Source organism: Actinoplanes siamensis, from assembly GCF_016862395.1.
GTDB lineage: Bacteria > Actinomycetota > Actinomycetes > Mycobacteriales > Micromonosporaceae > Actinoplanes > Actinoplanes siamensis.
Map to the genome: position 1 here is coordinate 87,445 of NZ_BOMW01000032.1, position 17,620 is coordinate 105,064.

Below are 17,620 nucleotides of genomic sequence, written 5' to 3' on the forward strand. Positions count from 1 at the left end.
CACCACCATCAGTAGCTGTAGTCGCTGCCGGAGTCTCCGGCGTCGCTTCCGGAGGCGTCCGCGGGCGGCGCCACCGGCTTCGAGATCTTGGGAAGGCAGGTGAGGTTCTTGGTGCCGGTCGGCGTGATCACGAACCACTTGCCGTTCACGTTCTGGCCCTTCCACTCACCGGGCTTCTTGTCACCGGCGTAGGTGTAGAGCGGCCAGCCCTTGAGTGTCAGCTGCTTCGTGCCGTCCGCCCGGGTGACCGTGCCGACCAGCTTCGCGTCGACGCCCTTGAGGGTCGGCTTGCCGTCGTTGGTCACGGCCGGCGGCCAGATCTTGGCGCAGTCGCCGTTGCAGTTGGACTTCGACGGGTCGTCGCCGTCGTCGTCGAACCGGTAGAGCACGAAGCCCTTCGGGTTCTCCACGACCTTGCCCATCTTCGGCACCGAGGCGCCGGTGAGCGACTTGGTCACCCGGTCGTCCGCAACGTCGGAACCGGTGTCGCCCGGGGCCGGCTCGGCGGTCGGGTCGGCCGCGTTCGGGTCGACCGCGCCGTCGGTCGCCGAGGCGCCCGGGGTGGCCGCCACATCGGCCGCGGCGGGCTCAGCGGCGTTGCCGTAGTCGGCCGCGTCGTATGAGGCCGGAGCGCAGCCGGGCAGTGCGACCAGTGCCGCCAGTGCCGCGCCGACGACCATCAACTTGCGCTTCTCCGGTGCCACTGGCTCCTCCAGCTGATCGATACCTCTAGCCATTTCCGCGCTGTAGTACGGGACCCGCGCCGGAGCGGTTGAACATTCGGCTCGATCAAATTCGGGAATTTTTGTTTGAACCCACCGGGGGGTCGCGTACGTATGGGAAGGGTCCCAGCAGCGAAAAAGGGCCCAGCCGGCTCGGCTGGGCCCTTATCGTGATCGGGCGATTACGGAATGCTGATCAGCGTCTCGCTGTTCCCGTTCGCCGCGAGTTCCTGGACCTGGACGTGCGCGATGTCGTCGCGCGCCGTGCCGGTGACCGCCTGCAGCATCAGCGGCGCCGGGTTGGCCGCCGTGCCCCAGCCCTTGTCGCCGATCGTCCAACTGGCCACCCGCTCCGAGGTGCCGTCGGTGTGCACCAGGACCAGCGCGCAGGTCTTCGGGCCCTTGATGTTGGAGACCGCGAAGGAGACCTGGGTGCCCCAGTCCTTCTTCTCCAGGCCGACCGCGGCGCTGACGTTGGTGCGGTTGTCGGTGCCGCTGTAGTTCTGTCCGGGCAGCGGGGTGCCGCCGATGCCGACGCCGTCGCTGTCCGGCAGCGGGTCGAGCTGGTCGCTGCCGCGCTGGGCGGTGGTGGCGCCACCCTTGGCCGGCGTGTCGTCGCCGAGCCACTTGCCGCCGGCGAACAGCGCGCCGATGGAGAGCATGGCGAAGACCACGACGGCGGCGGCCAGCGAGTAGAGCCGGCGGCTGTTCGCCCGGCTGCGGTCGGTGCGCACCTCGGCGAGCATCTTGTTGAGCAGGACGGCGTCCTGCTCGGCCTTCTCCGCGGCGAGCAGCGCCTCCGCGTCGACGTCCGCCAGCACGTCCGCGACCTGGACGAAGGACTCCAGCTCGAGTGCGCACTGTGGGCAGTCGATCAGGTGGTCCTCGAACCGCGCGGCGTCGCGGTCGTCCAGCACGCCGAGGGCGTACGACGCGACGTCGTAGTGCTCTTCCTGGGTCATTCCGTCACCCCCCGCTGCTGCAGAGCGGTACGCAGCGCACGCAGAGCGTAGTACACCCGGGACTTCGCCGTACCCAACGGAAGGTTGAGAACCTCCGCCGCCTCGGGCACCGTGCGGCCCCGGAAGTACGTCTCGATCAGGATCTCCCGGTGCGAGTGGCTCAACTGGCGGAGCGCGTCCGACACCGTCATGGACTGCAGCACCCGGTCGGTCTCGTCCGACGTGGTCGGGAAGCTCTCCAGCTCGCGGTCGTACGTCTCCGCGGGCCGCGCGTTGGCGCTGCGGTGCTCGTCGATCGCGATCCGGCGGGCCACCGTGACCAGCCACGGGCGCAGCGACTGCTGGCCCTGCGCGCCGAGCCGGTGCGCGTTGCGCCAGGCCCGCAGCAGCGTCTCCTGCACGATGTCCTCGGCGCGCTGCCGGTCGCCGCCGGTCAGGCGCAGCACGAACATCAGCAACGGGCCGGCGTGCTCCTCGTAGAGCAGCTTGACGAGGGTGTCCTCGTGGGACGCGCTCTCCTTCGGCGCCCCGTGCCGGGCCGACTGGCGAGGGATCACCGAACCGTCGTCCTGCGCACCACGGCCTCCGTCGAGTGCCTGCCACCTACTTCCGGAGTGTCGCGCCATCACACGCACCCTCTCCGGCGTGAGCCGCTTCTCGGCCACCGCATGCATCGATACCTCCGCCCGGACTTTCCCCGTCGCCTGTCTTACGGCTGGGGAGCCCGGCCGGGATCAAAGCCGGCACGAGATTTTCCGGGACACTCGGTCTCAAGGGTCCTCCGCTTGGTGACGATCGTGACGGCGTGCCGGGTCGCGGATCATGGGGGATTGATCTACGCCGATTCGGACGCCAGGTAAGGCGGAATGATACTCAGTGACATCGGGGCCCAGACATGGCTGTGGAAATAAATTTGCCCACCCGGGAGAGTATGATCTCGCTGTGTGAACGAATGATTCCGCTCGGTGTTCGCGGATGAGTATTGTGTGGTGAAAGGTGGGGTCGTCGAGCCGTTCGGGGGATGCCCGGATATCTCTCGGGCCCCTTTCGGGCGACACTCGGTGGGAGCGCTCCCATTTGTTGATCTTGCTGCTCGGGAGCTTCTGGATATTGTAAGCAGTTGTTTACTCGTTGCTGGTGAGAGGCGCGGAGGCGGGTGATGCCGGCGGGTTGCGGAAGTGCTGCGACCAATTTTCTTCAGTTGATCGGCCTGTTCCGGCATGCGGTCGGCCGTCCCGATAATTGAGACAGGCGGTCGCTGCCACCCCGGGCCGCCGATGACGACGTACGCCCTCGCCCCGTCACCCCCTCACCCCGGCCCAGAGCGCCGCCGCCCGCAGCCCGTAACGCCCCTTCCACCCCGCCGTGGCGTCCTCGTGAGGTGCGCCGTGCTCGCGGTGGTCAGGCGGCGCGGCCCCCTCCCGGCCGGTCCTGATGGGTGTCTCACGGCCTCGGGACACCCATCAGGACCAGCCGGCGACCGTGGCGGGCCGGGTGGGTGCGGTCGCGGGTGGTGGAGGCGGTCAGCGGGTCCGGGAGGTGGCCAGCGCCAGGGCGCGGTGCAGCACCCGCGAGTCGCCGAGCATCCCGCGCAGCCGCCGCTCCAGCCCGGCGATCGGCACCAGGTTCTGTGGCGCCCGCGGATCCTTGTAGGACGCCGACGCGAACCGCGGCAGCGTCGCCCCGGACAGGTGGGCCAGCTCGATCGCCTGCTCCACGGTCAGATCCGGCGAGCACTCCACCCGCACGATCCCGGACCACGGCGCGCCGCTGGCCCCGGGCAGACGCAAGTACCACGACCAGCCGCCCCACACCGTCCCGAGGTGGAAGACAGGCGTCCGCTGGCCCGGCCGCAGCGCGGTGACCACAGTGGTGAGCGCCGCCGGCAGGTACTGCTTCTGCTGGGTCTTCACATACCCGATGGTGCGCGGCAACTGCCGCCGGTTGCGCAGCGGCCCGTCCACGATCAGCAGGTCCGCGCCGTCCGACCCGCCGTCCCGGGCCGCGCTGGAGATCTCGATCTCCAGCGCGGTGAGCGGCCCCTGCACCGCGGCGGGCAACTTGCTCGCCTCGCCGCTGCCGTTGATCCGGTGGATCTCGTAGCGGACCGTGCCGGCCTGCAGGTCGCCCGCGGACGGGCTGGCGGTGAACAGGCCCCGGCCGACCCGGGCGCCGACCAGCTCGGCGGCGCCGCGGGCCAGGTCGCAGCGGACCACCCCGGCGGCGTACGACGCGGCCAGCCCCGCGTACGACGTACCGTCCTCCTCGGCCGTCCACAGTCCGGCGTCGTTGCGCCGCACCCCGTCGACCAGGAACACCACGTCCGGCGGGCGGGCCGCGGCGGGCACCCCGATCGGCGCCCACTCGGCGGCCGGCACCTCCACGTCGGTGTCCACCTGAGCGCTGCTGGGCGAGGCCGGCCCCTCGCCGTCCCCGCCCTCGAAACTGGCCCCGTACGCGGGGTCCCACGCGTCGACGAACATCCGTGTCACAGGCCGACCCTCTCGACGTGCGCGGTCCGCGCGTCCTTGTGCACCTCGAACCGGACCGGCACCCGCTCGGCCAGCGCCTGCACGTGGGTGACCAGACCGACCATCCGGTCGCCGCGGGCGGCCAGGTTCTCCAGGGTGGCCGCGACCACGTCGAGCGTCGCCGCGTCCAGGGTGCCGAAGCCCTCGTCCAGCACGATCGACTCCAGGCTGGCCGCGGTCGTGCTCATCCCGGCGAGCTGCTCGGACAGGGCCAGCGCGAGGGCCAGCGAGGCCTGGAACGTCTCGCCGCCGGACAGCGTGCGCACACCGCGCCGCAGCCCGGCGTCATGGTGGTCGACGACGTGGAACTCGCCCTTGTCGTGCATCAGCTCGTACTGCCCGCCGGTGAGCTCCCGCAGGATCCGGGACGCGCCGTCGACCAGCATGTCGAGGGCCTCCTCGAGCAGCCAGCGCTCGAAGTTGTTCGCCCGCAGGTGCCCGGCCAGCGACTTGGCGACCCGGCTCTCCCGCTGCAGGGCCATCCGTTGCTCCTGCTGCTCGCGGGCCTGCTCGAGCCGCTCGACCAGGCGCTGCCAGGCCGCCTCGGCGCGTTCCGCGGTGACCGCGGCGGCCCGGATCAGGGTGGCCTCGGCGTCGTCCGGACGGGCGGCCGGCGGTTGCAGCCCCGCGTCGGTGAACAGCGCAGCGATCGCCGCGTGCGCCCGCACCGTGGACTCGTGCGCGGCGGCCACCGTGGCCTCCGCCTGCGCCCGGCGCGCCGAGCGGGCGCCGTGCTCGGCCCGGGCCCACTCGACCAGGGCCTGCCAGGCGCCGGCCAGATCGTCCCGGTCGGCGGGCGGCGGGACGAATAGGGCCAGCCCGTCCCGTACCACATCGAATTTCTGCCACGCCGAACGTTGCTGCTCCTCGGCGGCCCGGACCGCGGCCTGCGCGGAGCGCAGCCGGTCGCGTGCCGCGCGCACCGCGGCGGTGGCGTCCTCCAGCTTGCCCCGCAGGCGGCCGAACTCGGCGAGCCGCTGCTTGATCGCGTCGGCGCCGGGCAGCCCCTGCACCGCCTTGCGGACCTCGGCCAGCCGGGTCAGATGGTGCTCGTACTGCCCGCGCTTGCGCTCCAGGTCGCTCTCCAGGTTGCGGGCCACCGCGTCGCGCTGCTGCCAGCGCGCGGCGGCCAGCTCGGCGGCCTCCCGGGCGGCGGCGCCGGCCGCCTCGGCCAGCCGGACCGCCGACTCGGCCGGCACCTCCGGCACCACCTCTACCTTCTGCAGGCAGACCGGGCAGTCGTCGCCGGCGGTCAGGTGTCCACGCAGGGCGGCCGCGCGGTCCCGCTGCTGGGCGTCGCGGTAGTCCTGCCGGGCCTGCTCCAGCAGCTGCTGCGCGCCGATGTGCTCGGACTCGGCCAGATCGGCGGCGGCCCGCGCGTCCTGGCTCTCCACCTCGGCGACCGAGACCTTGCCGGCGAACCAGGTCTCCTGCTCGGTGAGGCGCTCCAGCTCGGTGTGCCGGTCCAGCGCCAGCCGCAGCGAGCCGGCGTCGCCGGCAGCGGCCAGTTCGCCGCGGACCTTCTCCTCGGCCTCCTCGGCCTCGTGCACCGCCTCGGCCGCCTCGGCGGCGGCGTCGCGCGCGGAGGTCACGGCCCCTGTCGCTTCCGCAAGACCCGACGGGGTACGGACCGAGCCCAGCAACCTCAGCTCGGAGTCCAGCGTGTCGCGGGCGCCGCGGGCGGCCTCCTCGGCGTCGCGGGCCACGCGCAGCCCGGGCACCGCGGCCTCCACCGCGGCGGTCAGCTCCCGCATCCGTGCCAGGTGCGCGGCGGCCTCCTCGACCGCCTCGTCGGTGGCGTCCTCCAGCGCCGCGAGCGCCTGGTCCACCACGGTCAGCTTGGCGTCCGCGGCCTTGCCCCGCTCCGCGGCCCGGGTCTGCACCCTCTCGTACATCTGCAGGCCCAGCAGGTTGACCAGGATCTGCTGGCGGGTGGCCGGTTTGGCGTGCAGGAAGTCGGCGAACTGGCCCTGCGGCAGCACCACGCAGCTGGTGAACTGCTCGTAGGGCAGGCCGACCGCGTGCAGCACCGCGTCGTCCATCTCGGCCGGGACGCCGGCCAGCACCTCGCCGAGGTCGGCCAGGTCCATCCCGGTGTCCAGCTTCGTCACGTCGAAGCCGGGCGGCATCAGCTGCAGGCCGGCGCCGGACGTCTTGACGTTGCCCCGGCCGTCCCGCCGGACCACCCGGGTGGCGACGTAGCGGTCGCCGGCCGACTCGAAGACCAGGCGGACCCGCGCCTCGGCGGCGGACGGCGCGAGCGCGTTGCCGATGCCGCGGGCGCCGCCCCAGCGCGGGACCTGGCCGTAGAGCGCGAAGCAGATCGCGTCCAGCACCGTCGACTTGCCCGAGCCGGTCGGCCCGACCAGCGCGAAGTAGTCGGCGTCGGTGAAGTCGACGGTGGTCTGGTCGCGGAACACCGTGAACCCGGACATGTCCAGCCGAATGGGCCTCATTGGTTGCTGCTCACCTCGTCGTACAGCTCGTCGAAGAGCTCGCGGACGCCCTCCTCGGCGTTGCCGCGACTGTCCAGGTAGTCACCGAAGAGTTCGCGCGGGGAACGGCCGGAGCGTTCCGCGGCGCGCGCTCCCGTACGGTCGGGCAGCATGTCCGGGTCGATGCGGACCTCCAGCGCGTTCGGCAGCAGCTCCTGCACGTCCTCGCGCAGGCCGGGGCGGGGCGCCTCCCGGACGAGGACACGCAGCCAGGCCTCCGGAAGGTTCACCGTGGCGAGCTGTTCGAGGGTGCCGCGGACCGTGCGCAGGGTCAGCGCCGAGGTCACCGGCACGTCCCGGACCTGGGCCGCCTTGTCCACCCCGACGTCGACGATCGCCACCGAGCAGACGTTCTCCTCCTCGCCGAAGTCGATCGCGAGAGGGCTGCCGCTGTAGCGCACCGGGCACGGGGCGATCACCCGCTGCGAGCGGTGCAGGTGGCCGAGCGCGACGTAGTGGGTGTTCTGCGGGAAGACCGTGGCGGGCACCGCGTACCCCATGATGGTGTGCGCCTCGCGCTCGCCGCCGCCGGTGCTGGCGCCGACCATGGTCAGGTGCGAGGTGATCAGGTTGACCACGCCGGGCTCGGTGAACGGCTCGCTGAGCTTGCCGATCAGCCTGGCGATCAGATCGGCGTAGGTCTGGTTCGATTCGGCCTCGGTCAGGTCGTACATCTCGACGGCGCGGACCGCGTACCGCTGGGAGAGGAACGGCAGGGCCACCAGCCGCCAGCGCTCGCCGCCCTCGGTGGTGCCCTCGATCAGCAGGTCCCGGGGGTTGTCGAAGGAGCCGCGCAGCTCGATGCCGGCCGCGTCGGCCCACGGTCGGAGCGCGTCCAGGGCCTGCCCGTTGTCGTGGTTGCCGCCGATCGCCACCACCCGAGCGCCGGTCCGGCGCAGCGCGGACAGCGCCCGGGTGACCAGCTTCGTCGCCTCCGCGGTCGGCGCCGCGGTGTCGTAGAGGTCGCCGGCGACGATCACCAGATCGGGCCGCTCGGCCTGGGCGATCTCGATCACCTGGGCGAGCACCCGCCGGTGCTCCTCGCGCCGGTCGCGGCCCTTCAGGACCTTGCCGACGTGCCAGTCGGAGGTGTGCAGGATGCGCATCGCGAAACCTTAGCCCCTGTCGCGCAGGGGCCGGCCGGGCTGCGACGTGGCCCGAACGCCGCCTGGCCGCACGGCGTGCGCACGCGGATGCGACCCCGGTGTCCGGGTGCTCACCGCGCACCCCCGGACGACACCTGAACCTCGCCTCACCTCGACCACCCTCCCGACACGGGGGCTAGAACGGAATGTCGTCGTCGCCACCGGCCCGCCCGCCGATCACGGCGAACGGATCGGCGCTCTGCACGATCGAGCGGAGCGTCTCGGCCGGTGGGGGACCGGACTCCGACTTGCGGGTGGCCCAGGCCGGGAACGGGAACTCGACGCAGAGCGGGACCGGGATGTCCGGCTGGTTGACGAACATCGTGCCGGGCCGGGCCAGCAGGGCGCGCTGGCGCATGGCCGGCGGCAGGAAACCGTACTCCGGCCGGGACGCCTCCGCCGGGTCCAGCCGGCCGACCACGCGGATCGCCGAGTTCGTCACGATCCGCCGCTCGACCTCGCTGGCGGTCTGCTGCGCGCCGATCAGGATCACGCCCAGCGAGCGGCCGCGCTCGGCGATGTCCAGCAGCACCTCCTTGATCGGGGAGGTGCCCTCGCGGGGCGCGTACTTGTTCAGCTCGTCGAGGACCACGAAGAGCAGCGGGCGGCCGGTGCCGGCCTTCTCCTTCTCCTCGAATTCGGTCTTGAGCGTCACGCCGACCACGAACCGCTGCGCCCGGTCCGGCAGGTTGTGCAGGTCGACGACGGTGACCTGGGCGCTGTCCGCGGTGCGGATCTGGTGCGGGCGGCGCTGCGCCAGGTCGCCCCGGATCAGCCGGGACAGGTCGCGCTTGCTGCTGATCAGCCGCCGGGCGAAGGCGTTCACCGTGCCCATGTTGACCGCGCTGCCGGCCCAGACCGACCGCGTCTCGTCGTCGGTGAGCTGGTCGACGATGTGGTCCACCAGGTCGCCGTAGGAGCCGATGCGGCGGCCGTCGATGCTGATCCCGCCCTCGGCCGGGACGGCGAACCGGTTCAGGTGGGCGGTGACCGAGTGCACCACCATCGTGTACTGCTGGCGCTCGTCGTCGGCGTCGGCGAACACGTACGGCAGCAGCTTCGCCGAGCAGAACTCCTCGAGCGTCCAGTAGAACGCGTCGACGCCGGTCAGCCGGCCGCTCACGTCCGGGGCGCCGGAGGGGTCGCCGGGGCGGGGCGGGGCGTACACCCGGACGTCGGTGAACGGGCTGTCCGGCAGGTCGAGCAGCTTGTAGTAGGCCCGGGTGCCGTCGTCCAGCTTCGTGTTCGGGTGGTCCAGGAAGAGCAGGTCCTCGCCCTTGACGTTGAAGATCAGCGCGCGGGCGTTCGCCCCGTCGGCGCCGAGCTGCCCGGACCGGAACACCGAATAGAGCAGGAAGGTGGCGAAACTGGTCTTGGTGGCCACGCCGGAGATGCCGGAGATCGACACGTGCGCGCCCCGGGTGCCGTCCAGGAAGTCCGCGTTCAGGAAGACCGGGACGCCGTCGCGGCCGGTGCCCATCGGGACCCGCCGCTCCATCCGGTCGAAGTGCAGCGCGGCGTCGCGGGTCTCGCCGGAGGCCCGGTGCACGATGGCGCCGGGCGCCGGCGGGACGTAGAGCTCGGGGTCGACGCGGGTGGTGGTGATCTCGGCGGCCTCCTGCACCATGGCCGGCAGCGTGCCGTCGGCGATGGCGAACACGTCCGAGTCGAACTGGGCGCCCTCGTGCCGGGCCCGGACCTGGGTGACCACCCCGGCGATCGTCACCGGCTCGCGGTCCGGCAGGTCGCGCCGGGTCACCACGACGTCGTCGAGCTGCAGGTAGCTGCCGGGGGCGACGGCCGTCCAGAACTGCAGCGGGGTGGCATCCGCGGTGCCCAGGACCCGCCCGACCGGTTCTGACTCCGGTTTCGCATTCGGTTCTCCGCCGCGGGGAGGCTCAGCTTCGTCAGACACGCCGATCATGGTGCCTCAGAGGTACGACAAAATCCCCATGGGATCTTCAGCCTTTCGGGTTTTCCACAACTTCTTGTGTTCATCCACAGAGTTATGCACAAGATCTTGATCGAGAGCGTCAGGCGCGCGGGCGGGCGTATCGGAGGAACAACATGTCCTCCCGGGTCAGCGCATGCCGCAACGTCATCGCCCGCGGCGGCGCCGCCGCCGGGCCGTGCGCGATCCGCCCGGCCGCCCCACCGGCCAGCAACGGCGCCACCGTGAGGCACAGCTCGTCGACCAGGTCCGCGGCGATCATCGAGCCGAGCAGGCCCGGCCCGCCCTCGCAGAGCAGCTGGGTGGCCCCGCGCCGGTGCAGCAGCCGCACCCCGGCGGCCAGGTCGACCCGGCCGTCGCCGATCGGGACGACCTCGGCCACCTCGGCGACCGGCGCGGCGACCGGCGCGGCGCGGTGGGTCAGCACGATCGGCCGGACCGGCGCGTCCGAGAAGACCAGTTGCGCCGGGTCCAGGTGGAGCGAGCCGGAGACGATCACCATGAGCGGGAACTCCGGCAGCCCGTGCGCCGTCCGCCAGGCCCGGGCCGCGGGGGTGAGGCGCAGCGCGTCGTACCGTTCGGCCCGGACCGTCCCGGCCGCGACCACCAACGCGTCACAGACCATCCGGAGGGTGTCGAAGACCTCCTTGTCGCCCGGGCCCTGCAGCCCGGCGGAGAGGCCGTCGACGGTGACCGCGCCGTCCGCGCTGGCGATGAAGTTCACCCGCAGGGTGGGCCGGTCCAGCCGCGGATAGAGGCCGGCCAGCTCCTCCGGATCGGTGGGGAGCGTCCTCACGGGCCGGGCGGCCCGGTCACCGGCGGGACCGGCCGGGGCTCGCGGTGCTGGCAGTCGCACCACGATCCGCCCTTGCAGTCGTCGTGCCGGCGCTCCCGGCAAGCCGCGCAGATCATGCCTCGACTCTAGAACCGGGACCCGCCGCCCACCCGCGCGACCGGCGGGACCCGCGCGGACCGCCCGGGCGACTGTCCGACACCCGACAGCGGGCGGGAAAGCGGGAGTCCGATTTCTCTACTCCGAGTCGTTAAATCTGGCATATCCGGTACGGCTTGACGGCCGGGACACGGCCGTGCAATCGGTCGGAAACGCCGGATGGGCAGGGTGTTCACAGGACGGCGCGCCGGCTGTCCGCGACGGGAGGAGATACATGTTGCTGCGGGTTCGAGTCACCCTGCCGGACCGTCCCGGCGCCCTCGGCCAGGTCGCGCGCACCCTCGGTGTCGCCGGCGCGGACATCGTCCAGGTGGTGGTGCTGGAACGTCTCGGCGGCCGGGCCGTCGACGACTTCACCGTCGTCTGGCCGGGCGCGGCCCGCGTGGAGCGCCTGCTCGCCGGACTGGCCGCGATCCCGGGCGTCCAGGTCGACGGGGTGTGGAAGGCGATCGGCGCCCCGGTCAGCGGCGGCCACGACGCCGAGCTGCTCGCCCAGGTCGCGGCGAACCCGTCGGACGGCCTGGCCACCCTGGTCGACGCGATGCCCGGCCTGCTCGCCGCGGACTGGGCGGCCGCCGCGGTGGTCCCGGCCGACTGGGCGGCGCGCAACGGCTCCCGCGCGACCGGCAACGAGCCCCGGGTGGCGTACGCGAGCTGGCGCGCCCCGTCCCCGCTGTACCTGCCCGAGGTCACCCCGCTGCGGGCCCGCGCGTTCGCCGAGCCCGGGGGCGCCCGGTACGCGGTCGCGCCGTTCGGCCGCGGCGGGCTGGTCCTGCTGATCGCCCGCGCCGACGACAACGACCTGCCGGCCGCCGCGTTCCACGTGACCGAGGTCGATCGGGTGGCCCAGCTGGTGCGCGCCGCCGCGGTGATCCTGGGCGGCCGGCTGGACGTCGTGACGCCCGCCACGACCGCCCAGGTGTGACGGTCTTAACCAGGAAATCGCTGCTGAAGGCAATATCGACGCAACAACGCCGGGGCACTCTGGAGACAGCCGAGCGAAAGGAGTGCCCCGCATGGCGTTGTGGCGGATCCGGGCCACGGTCGACGACCGCCCCGGCTACCTCTCCGTGCTGACCGCGAGTCTCGCCCTGAAATCGGTGAACATCCTCGCCGTCCAGGTGCACACCACCGAGGGCGGCGCGGTCGACGACTTCCTGGTCGACGCGCCGGACACGATGACCGAGGCGGCCCTGCTGGGCGCGGTGGCCAAGGGCCGCGGCCGGGACGCGTTCGTGACCCGTGCCGAGGCCCACGGCCTGGCCGACCAGCCCACCCGCGCGCTGGCCATGGCCGGCCGCCTGGTGCACGAGCCGGACGCGCTCGGCGAGACCCTGGTCACCCTGCTCGACGCGACGGACGTGCGCTGGCGCCCGCACCCGGCGTTCGACCGGCCCGGCGTGCACGGCGGCCGGATGACCCTGGCCGACCCGGCCGGCGGCTCGTACGAGGTGCTGCGGGCACTGCCCGCGTTCACCCCCGCGGAGTACGCGCGGGCCCAGGCGCTGGTCGAGCTCGCTGCCGGGGTGACCCGAAGGCAGCGGGAGACCGTGACGTTCCTGCTGCCCGACGGCGTCGAGGCCACCCTGCGCCCGGCGGTCGCCGAGGATCTGGCCGCCGTCCGTGAGCTGCACGACCGCTGCTCGGCCGGCACGCTGCGCCGGCGCTACCTGAGCGGCGGCGCCCCCTCCGAGGCCCGGCTGCGCCGGCTGCTGGAGCCGGCCGGCGGGACGACCCTGCTCGCGGTGGCGCCCGGCGGCCAGGTGGTCGCCATGGCCAGCCTGCTCGCCGAGGGCGACCTGGGGGAGGTCGCGGTCCTGGTCGAGGACGACTGGCAGCGCCGCGGCCTGGGCACCGCCCTGCTGCGCCGGCTCCGGGCGCACGCCGGGCGCTCCGGCTTCGCGGCCGTGGTCGCGCACACCGGGGCGGACAACGTGGCGATGCTGCGCACCCTGCGTCGGCTCGGCCACGGCCCGCTGGAGCGGGACGGCGCGCTGGTCAGCGTCACGCTGCCGAGCGCCGGCCGGCAGGTCTCCGACGAGACCGCGGCCAAGTCGGGCTGACGAGGCTTAGCCGGCTGTCCAGAAGCGGGAGATCCCGGCTGCTCCGCCGGTTGGTGAGGCTTCCGCTGCCTCAGCGGGAGCGGAGGAGAGGGGTGGCGGCGGGTACTGGTTCAGACCCGCCGTCACCCAGGGGTCCACCCTTTACCGCCCCCGTGCTCGACGCGGGTCGCCGTCCACCCGCCCGGCACGACCCGCACCTACATCCGGCGGCGGCAGGCCGGGGGAGAACCGCGGCGGCTCCGGCTCGCGCGCCGGGGCGCAGGCGGTGCGGTCGCCGAGCGGGGTGCCCGGCCGCGGGTCGAGGACGTTCGGCGGCACCTCGTGCGGGTCCAGCTCGGCCGGCTGGGCGGCGAACTCGGCCCGCTGCTCGACGGTCTCGCCCTGCCCGGGGATGCCGCCGCCGCAGACCTCCCCGCCGGGCTCGCGGACCACGGTCAGCGCGCTCCAGTGTCCTTCCCACGAATGGGTGGTCACCACGTGGGGGAACAACGACCGGCACGTCCCGGACGCGAACAGCGCCGGCCGGGAGCAGGAGTGGCAGTCCTCCGGGCAGCCGCCGGCCCTGAGCGAGACGATCCCCTCGGCCTCGGCCTCGACCTCCCGGCCGCACCACTTCATCCGCACGTCGGGGGCGAGCCGCGCGAGCTACGTCAGGTCCTCGCCGGGCAGGCGCCGGATCCGGAGGATCTCGGCCTGATCGAGGCCGCCGCCGTCGAGGACACGGGCACGTGCCCGGTCGAGGGTCCGGGGCATGTCCGTACCCTACAGACTCTCCGGCCCGGCAGGGACTGCCGGAGGTGGGTGGTAGTTTCCGGTTCTCGTGATCTCTGGGGGCGTCTTGGCGGACTGGTTGGAGTCGCTCGATCGCCTGGCCCGCGAACGGGCCGAGGCGGGGCTCACCCGTCAGCCGCGGCCGGCCGGCGCCGCGGCGGCCGGCGTGGCCGGGCGTCCGGACGTCGTCGTCACCGCCACGCTCTCCGAGTCGTTGGGTGGCGCGGGCGGGATGGTCGCCGGTGCCGAGCCGGTGATCCGGTACCTGGTCGACGCGGGCGTGCCCGAGGCGGACTTCGCCCGGGCCCTGGACGTGATCGTGGAGTGCGCACCATGAACGCCAACCCTCCCCGGGCGGACCGCCCCTGGACGGACCGCGACCGAGCGGACCACGAGCGGACGAGCCGTCCCCGGACGGACCGCGAGCCGGCCGGCCGGCCGCGAGCGGACCGCTCCCGCGCCGATCGTGACCGGCCGGGGGCCGCCTCCTACGCCGGGATCGCGGTCACCCCGCTGCCTCGTGGGTGGCGCAGTGGCGGGCACGGGCTACCCGTCCCGCCGCCGGCCCGGCTGCTCGATCGGGCCGATCCGCTGCCGGCCCACGGCGGCGGTCACCAGGCCACCGGTCCGGCCGGCTTCGCGGGCGCCGGGCGGTCGGCCGAGGGTGCTGGGCAGCCGGCCGGGGGCGTACTGTCGCAGGACGTGACCGCGCCTCATGCCGAGCCGGAAGCCGGGGAGCCCACCTCGGCCACCGACGCGCCGCCGGAGGCGGAGCCGATCTCGTCCGACGCTCCCCGCCCGGAGAACCACGGAGCCGGCGAATCGGAAGGATCCGATCTGTCGGAGGAGGGCCGGGCGCCGGACGCCGCCGGGGCAGCGGCCGCGGCGCAAGCGCCGCCCTCGGTGGCGCCGCGCCGCCCCGCGGACCCCCGGGAGTGGCACGGGATCGTGCTGGTCACCGGCACCGACACCGAGGTCGGCAAGACGATCACCACGGCTGCCGTGGCCGCCGCCGCGCAGGCCGCCGGGCTGCGGGTCGCAGTGCTCAAACCAGGGCAGACCGGCACGGTGACCGGCGCGCTGACCGACGCCGAGGTGGTCACCCGGCTCGCCGGGCCGGACACCGTGCGGACGCTCGCGGAATATCCGGAGCCGCTCGCCCCGCTCGCCGCGGCCAAGGTGGCCGAGCTGCCGCCGCTGGAGCTCCACGAGGTCGTCGACGTCATCCGGGCCGAGGCCGAGAAGCACGACCTGGTGCTGGTCGAGGGCGCCGGCGGCCTGCTGGTGCCGATGGGGCTGCGGCCGTCCGGGGAGGCCTGGACGTTCGCCGACCTGGCCACCACGCTCGGCGCGAACGTGCTGGTGGTGGCCCGCGCCGGCCGGGGCACGCTGAACCACACGGCGCTCACCCTGGAAGCGCTGAGCCGCCGCGGGGTGCGGGCCAAGGTGATCCTCGGCGCCTGGCCGGCCGAGCCCGATCTGGTGCACTGGGCCAACCTCAGCGAGCTGGTGCCGCACCTGGTCGGCGCCCTGCCGGCCGGCGCCGGATCGATGGACCCCGGTGTCTTCCGGCGCTCGGCCCCGGGCTGGCTGACTCCGGCGCTGCACGGCGTCCTGGATAATTGGCGAGTCTGGGCCGAGGAGGCGGGCTGACCGCTTCGGTCCCTGGCAACGATCACCTTCCACCCCTGGCGGCAGCCGCCGCGCAGTGCGCCCCTCCGACGTCGAGAGGTCCGAGAATGACAAGCGAGGCCGGGTCGTTTCCGGATTTCCCGGCGCCGATCTCTCCGGGGCGCAACGCCGCCGAGCGGGCCGAGGCGATCAAGCACAGCGCGACGTTCACGCTGACGATCGACTGTGGCGGCGGCGGCATCAAGGGCTCGGTGCTCGACGAGGCCGGCACCATGCGGGCGCAGCCGATCCGGGTGCCCACGCCGTACCCGCTGCCTCCCGAGCTGTTCGTGAAGACCCTCGTCGACCTCGGCAGCCAGCTGCCGAACGCGGACCGGGTCACCGTGGGGATGCCCGGGATGATCCGGCACGGCGTGGTGGTGGCCACCCCGCACTACGTGACCCGCAGCGGCCCGCGCACCAAGGTCGACCCGGAGCTGTTCGAGGCGTGGCGCGGGTTCGATGCCCGGACCGCGCTGGCCGAGGCCTTCGGGCTGCCCACGCTGGTGCTCAACGACGCCGAGGTGCACGGCGCGGGGGTGGTCGCGGGCACCGGCTTCGAGCTGGTGCTGACCCTCGGCACCGGGCTGGGCTGCGCGCTGTTCGACGGCGGCGAGCTGGCCCCGCACCTGGAGATGTCGCAGGCCCCGGTGCGCTGGGGGATGTCCTACGACACGTACATCGGCGAGCACGAGCGCCGCCGGCTGGGCGACGCGCTCTGGTCGCGCCGGGTCCGCAACGTGATCGAGGGGCTGCGCCCGGTCTTCCTCTGGGACCGGGTCTACCTGGGCGGCGGCAACTCCCGCCTGATCACCCCGGCCCAGCTGGCCCGGATGGGCGACGACGTGGTGGTGGTGCCGAACACGGCCGGCATCGTCGGCGGGGTACGGGCCTGGACGCTGGGGCAACGGTGACACCGGCCGCGCTGCTGCTGGACTTCGGCGGGGTGCTCGCCGACGCGCCGCCGGTGGAGCGGACCGCCTCGCCCGAGCTGGTGCTGCGGGTCTTCAACCTGATCGGGGGCGCGCTCAGCCCCGGGCAGATCCAGCGGGCGTTCACCGAGGGCGGCGCGGCGTACGCCCGCTGGCGCGACGAGGACCACCCGGACGAGCTGCCCCAGTCGGAGGTCTGGGAACGCTTCGTGATCCGGGACTGGCCGCCGGCCGCGCAGGTGAAGGTTCGGGGCGCGATCGCCCGGCTCAGCTACGACTGGGCGTGGCGCAACGGCTGGGCGCTGCGGCCGGGCATCCCGGAGGCGCTGGCGGCGTACTCGGCTGCCGGGGTCCCGTTGGCCGTGGTCAGCAACACGCTCAGCGGCGCCGCACACCGGGACTTCCTGGCCCGCGCCGGTGTGGGTGGCCTCTTCGCGGTGCAGATCTACAGCGACGAGGCAGGCGTCCGCAAGCCCAATCCGCAGATGATCTGGAACGCCACGGATGCTCTCGGGGTGCCGCCGGCGGACTGCTGGTTCGTCGGGGACAGCAGGCGACGGGACGTGGCCTGCGCCCGGCGGGCCGACGTGGCCAGGGCGATCCTGATGCCGTCCGGCCGTCGCGACCCGGACGACCCGGCGATCAGTCCGGAGCCGGACGTGGTGGTCGAGGACGGTTTCGGGCTGGTGCGTCTGCTGTCCGCCTGAACCTGCCCTCGCGGACGATCAGACGACGACCTGCCACACCGAGGTACGCCGGACCGTGCAGCTCTCCAGCGCCTCGGTCACCGGCACGTCGTAGGTGGCCCGCCGGACCAGCCCCTCCGGCAGGTAGGCCCGCCCCGGGTCGCCGACCAGCACCAGCGAGCCCCGGCCGGCTGCCCGCCGCAGGTAGGGCAGCACCCGCCCGGCCATCTCCCGGCTGTAGAAGACGTCGCCGGCGAGCACCACGCCGTACCGCTCGTCGGTGTCCAGCAGGTCGCCCTCCAGCGTCTCCACCGTCACCCCGTTGTCCGCGGCGTTGGCCGCGGCCGCGGCCAGCGACAGCGGGTCGATGTCGTTGGCGACCACCGGACGCGCCCCGGCCCGGGCCGCCGCGACCGCCACCAGGCCGGAGCCGGTGGCCAGGTCGAGCACGCTGCGCCCGGCGACCAGCTCCGGATCGTCCAGCAGGTGCCGGGCCAGTGCCTGCCCGCCGGCCCAGGCGAACGCCCAGAACGGGGGCGGCTGCTCGGCGCCGCCGGCCTCGGTGGCCTCCCAGAGCGCGATCGGCTCCTCGGCCTGCCGGAGCCGGACCTCCGGGACGAACGGGACCGGGGCCAGGACGGTGTGGGCGCGTACGAAATCGAGGAGCACCCGACGATTGTGCCCTTTCCCTCAGATCCGTGATCCACCAGCCGAAGGGTCCGGCACAGGTACCTGAGTC

Annotated in this window: 14 protein-coding genes and 2 pseudogenes; 6 read left to right on the forward strand and 10 right to left on the reverse strand. The window is 73.5% G+C overall.

Annotated features, from left to right (window positions below; translation table 11 throughout):
* Positions 1–8: 8 nt before the first annotated feature.
* The 8 genes from Asi03nite_RS17245 to Asi03nite_RS17280 all read right to left on the reverse strand — a co-directional run bounded on the left by Asi03nite_RS17245 (position 9) and on the right by Asi03nite_RS17280 (position 10,602).
* The gene (locus Asi03nite_RS17245) at positions 9–737 is read right to left on the reverse strand and encodes a COG4315 family predicted lipoprotein (RefSeq protein WP_239102745.1); all 729 of its coding nucleotides are present in this window, start codon (positions 735–737) and stop codon (positions 9–11) included.
* Positions 738–904: 167 nt separating this feature from the next.
* A complete protein-coding gene (locus tag Asi03nite_RS17250; protein WP_203680929.1) occupies positions 905–1,684 on the reverse strand; it encodes a zf-HC2 domain-containing protein in 780 nt (259 codons plus the stop codon).
* Positions 1,681–2,358, reverse strand: a complete 678-nt coding sequence (locus tag Asi03nite_RS17255; RefSeq protein ID WP_203680931.1) for a sigma-70 family RNA polymerase sigma factor — start codon at positions 2,356–2,358, stop codon at positions 1,681–1,683. Before Asi03nite_RS17255 ends, Asi03nite_RS17250 begins: the two co-directional genes overlap by 4 nt.
* Before the next feature lie 849 nt (positions 2,359–3,207).
* Entirely contained in the window at positions 3,208–4,176 is a 969-nt protein-coding gene (locus tag Asi03nite_RS17260) for a hypothetical protein (RefSeq protein WP_203680933.1), read from the reverse strand.
* Complete coding sequence (locus tag Asi03nite_RS17265) at positions 4,173–6,671, reverse strand: AAA family ATPase (protein ID WP_203680935.1); 2,499 nt, start codon at positions 6,669–6,671, stop codon at positions 4,173–4,175. Before Asi03nite_RS17265 ends, Asi03nite_RS17260 begins: the two co-directional genes overlap by 4 nt.
* A complete protein-coding gene (locus Asi03nite_RS17270; protein ID WP_203680937.1) occupies positions 6,668–7,816 on the reverse strand; it encodes an exonuclease SbcCD subunit D in 1,149 nt (382 codons plus the stop codon). Before Asi03nite_RS17270 ends, Asi03nite_RS17265 begins: the two co-directional genes overlap by 4 nt.
* A 175-nt stretch (positions 7,817–7,991) precedes the next feature.
* Entirely contained in the window at positions 7,992–9,779 is a 1,788-nt protein-coding gene (locus tag Asi03nite_RS17275) for an ATP-binding protein (RefSeq protein ID WP_239102746.1), read from the reverse strand.
* A gap of 109 nt (positions 9,780–9,888) precedes the next feature.
* Positions 9,889–10,602: a pyrimidine reductase family protein gene (locus Asi03nite_RS17280; protein WP_239102747.1), complete on the reverse strand. Its 714-nt coding sequence runs from the start codon at positions 10,600–10,602 to the stop codon at positions 9,889–9,891.
* Between the two features lie 370 nt (positions 10,603–10,972).
* On the opposite strand from Asi03nite_RS17280, the gene Asi03nite_RS17285 reads away from it, so the two are divergent.
* Positions 10,973–11,683, forward strand: a complete 711-nt coding sequence (locus Asi03nite_RS17285) for an ACT domain-containing protein (RefSeq protein ID WP_203680941.1) — start codon at positions 10,973–10,975, stop codon at positions 11,681–11,683.
* 91 nt (positions 11,684–11,774) lie between these two features.
* Positions 11,775–12,821, forward strand: coding sequence for a GNAT family N-acetyltransferase (locus Asi03nite_RS17290; protein WP_203680943.1), 1,047 nt, complete (start codon positions 11,775–11,777; stop codon positions 12,819–12,821).
* A gap of 264 nt (positions 12,822–13,085) precedes the next feature.
* On the opposite strand, the pseudogene Asi03nite_RS17295 reads toward Asi03nite_RS17290, so the two are convergent.
* A pseudogene (locus tag Asi03nite_RS17295) lies at positions 13,086–13,574 on the reverse strand (biotin synthase BioB); the annotation flags it as partial.
* Between the two features lie 166 nt (positions 13,575–13,740).
* Between Asi03nite_RS17295 and Asi03nite_RS17300 the strand changes: the two are divergent.
* From Asi03nite_RS17300 to Asi03nite_RS17315, 4 genes and pseudogenes are all read left to right on the forward strand, one after another.
* Positions 13,741–13,929, forward strand: a pseudogene (locus tag Asi03nite_RS17300) (hypothetical protein); the annotation flags it as partial.
* A 566-nt stretch (positions 13,930–14,495) separates the two neighbouring features.
* On the forward strand, positions 14,496–15,245 hold the full coding sequence (gene bioD / locus Asi03nite_RS17305) for a dethiobiotin synthase (protein WP_203681018.1): 750 nt from the start codon (positions 14,496–14,498) through the stop codon (positions 15,243–15,245).
* 86 nt (positions 15,246–15,331) lie between these two features.
* Positions 15,332–16,177, forward strand: coding sequence for an ROK family protein (locus tag Asi03nite_RS17310; RefSeq protein WP_239102748.1), 846 nt, complete (start codon positions 15,332–15,334; stop codon positions 16,175–16,177).
* Positions 16,174–16,902 carry an HAD family hydrolase gene (locus Asi03nite_RS17315; protein WP_203680946.1) on the forward strand — a complete coding sequence of 243 codons (729 nt, stop codon included), beginning with the start codon at positions 16,174–16,176 and terminating at the stop codon, positions 16,900–16,902. Before Asi03nite_RS17310 ends, Asi03nite_RS17315 begins: the two co-directional genes overlap by 4 nt.
* Before the next feature lie 18 nt (positions 16,903–16,920).
* Here Asi03nite_RS17315 and Asi03nite_RS17320 read toward each other — a convergent pair whose 3' ends face one another.
* Positions 16,921–17,550, reverse strand: coding sequence for a class I SAM-dependent methyltransferase (locus Asi03nite_RS17320; RefSeq protein WP_203680948.1), 630 nt, complete (start codon positions 17,548–17,550; stop codon positions 16,921–16,923).
* Positions 17,551–17,620 lie beyond the last annotated feature (70 nt).

What these genes read in the sequence shown, in the direction of transcription:
- Asi03nite_RS17245 (WP_239102745.1), bottom strand. Translation starts at nt 737, where the DNA reads ATGGCTAGAGGTATCGATCAGCTGGAGGAGCCAGTGGCACCGGAGAAG.
- Asi03nite_RS17255 (WP_203680931.1), bottom strand. Translation starts at nt 2,358, where the DNA reads ATGCATGCGGTGGCCGAGAAGCGGCTCACGCCGGAGAGGGTGCGTGTG.
- Asi03nite_RS17270 (WP_203680937.1), bottom strand. Translation starts at nt 7,816, where the DNA reads ATGCGCATCCTGCACACCTCCGACTGGCACGTCGGCAAGGTCCTGAAG.
- Asi03nite_RS17275 (WP_239102746.1), bottom strand. Translation starts at nt 9,779, where the DNA reads ATGATCGGCGTGTCTGACGAAGCTGAGCCTCCCCGCGGCGGAGAACCG.
- Asi03nite_RS17310 (WP_239102748.1), top strand. Translation starts at nt 15,332, where the DNA reads ATGACAAGCGAGGCCGGGTCGTTTCCGGATTTCCCGGCGCCGATCTCT.
- Asi03nite_RS17285 (WP_203680941.1), top strand. Translation starts at nt 10,973, where the DNA reads ATGTTGCTGCGGGTTCGAGTCACCCTGCCGGACCGTCCCGGCGCCCTC.
- Asi03nite_RS17250 (WP_203680929.1), bottom strand. Translation starts at nt 1,684, where the DNA reads ATGACCCAGGAAGAGCACTACGACGTCGCGTCGTACGCCCTCGGCGTG.
- Asi03nite_RS17265 (WP_203680935.1), bottom strand. Translation starts at nt 6,671, where the DNA reads ATGAGGCCCATTCGGCTGGACATGTCCGGGTTCACGGTGTTCCGCGAC.
- Asi03nite_RS17290 (WP_203680943.1), top strand. Translation starts at nt 11,775, where the DNA reads ATGGCGTTGTGGCGGATCCGGGCCACGGTCGACGACCGCCCCGGCTAC.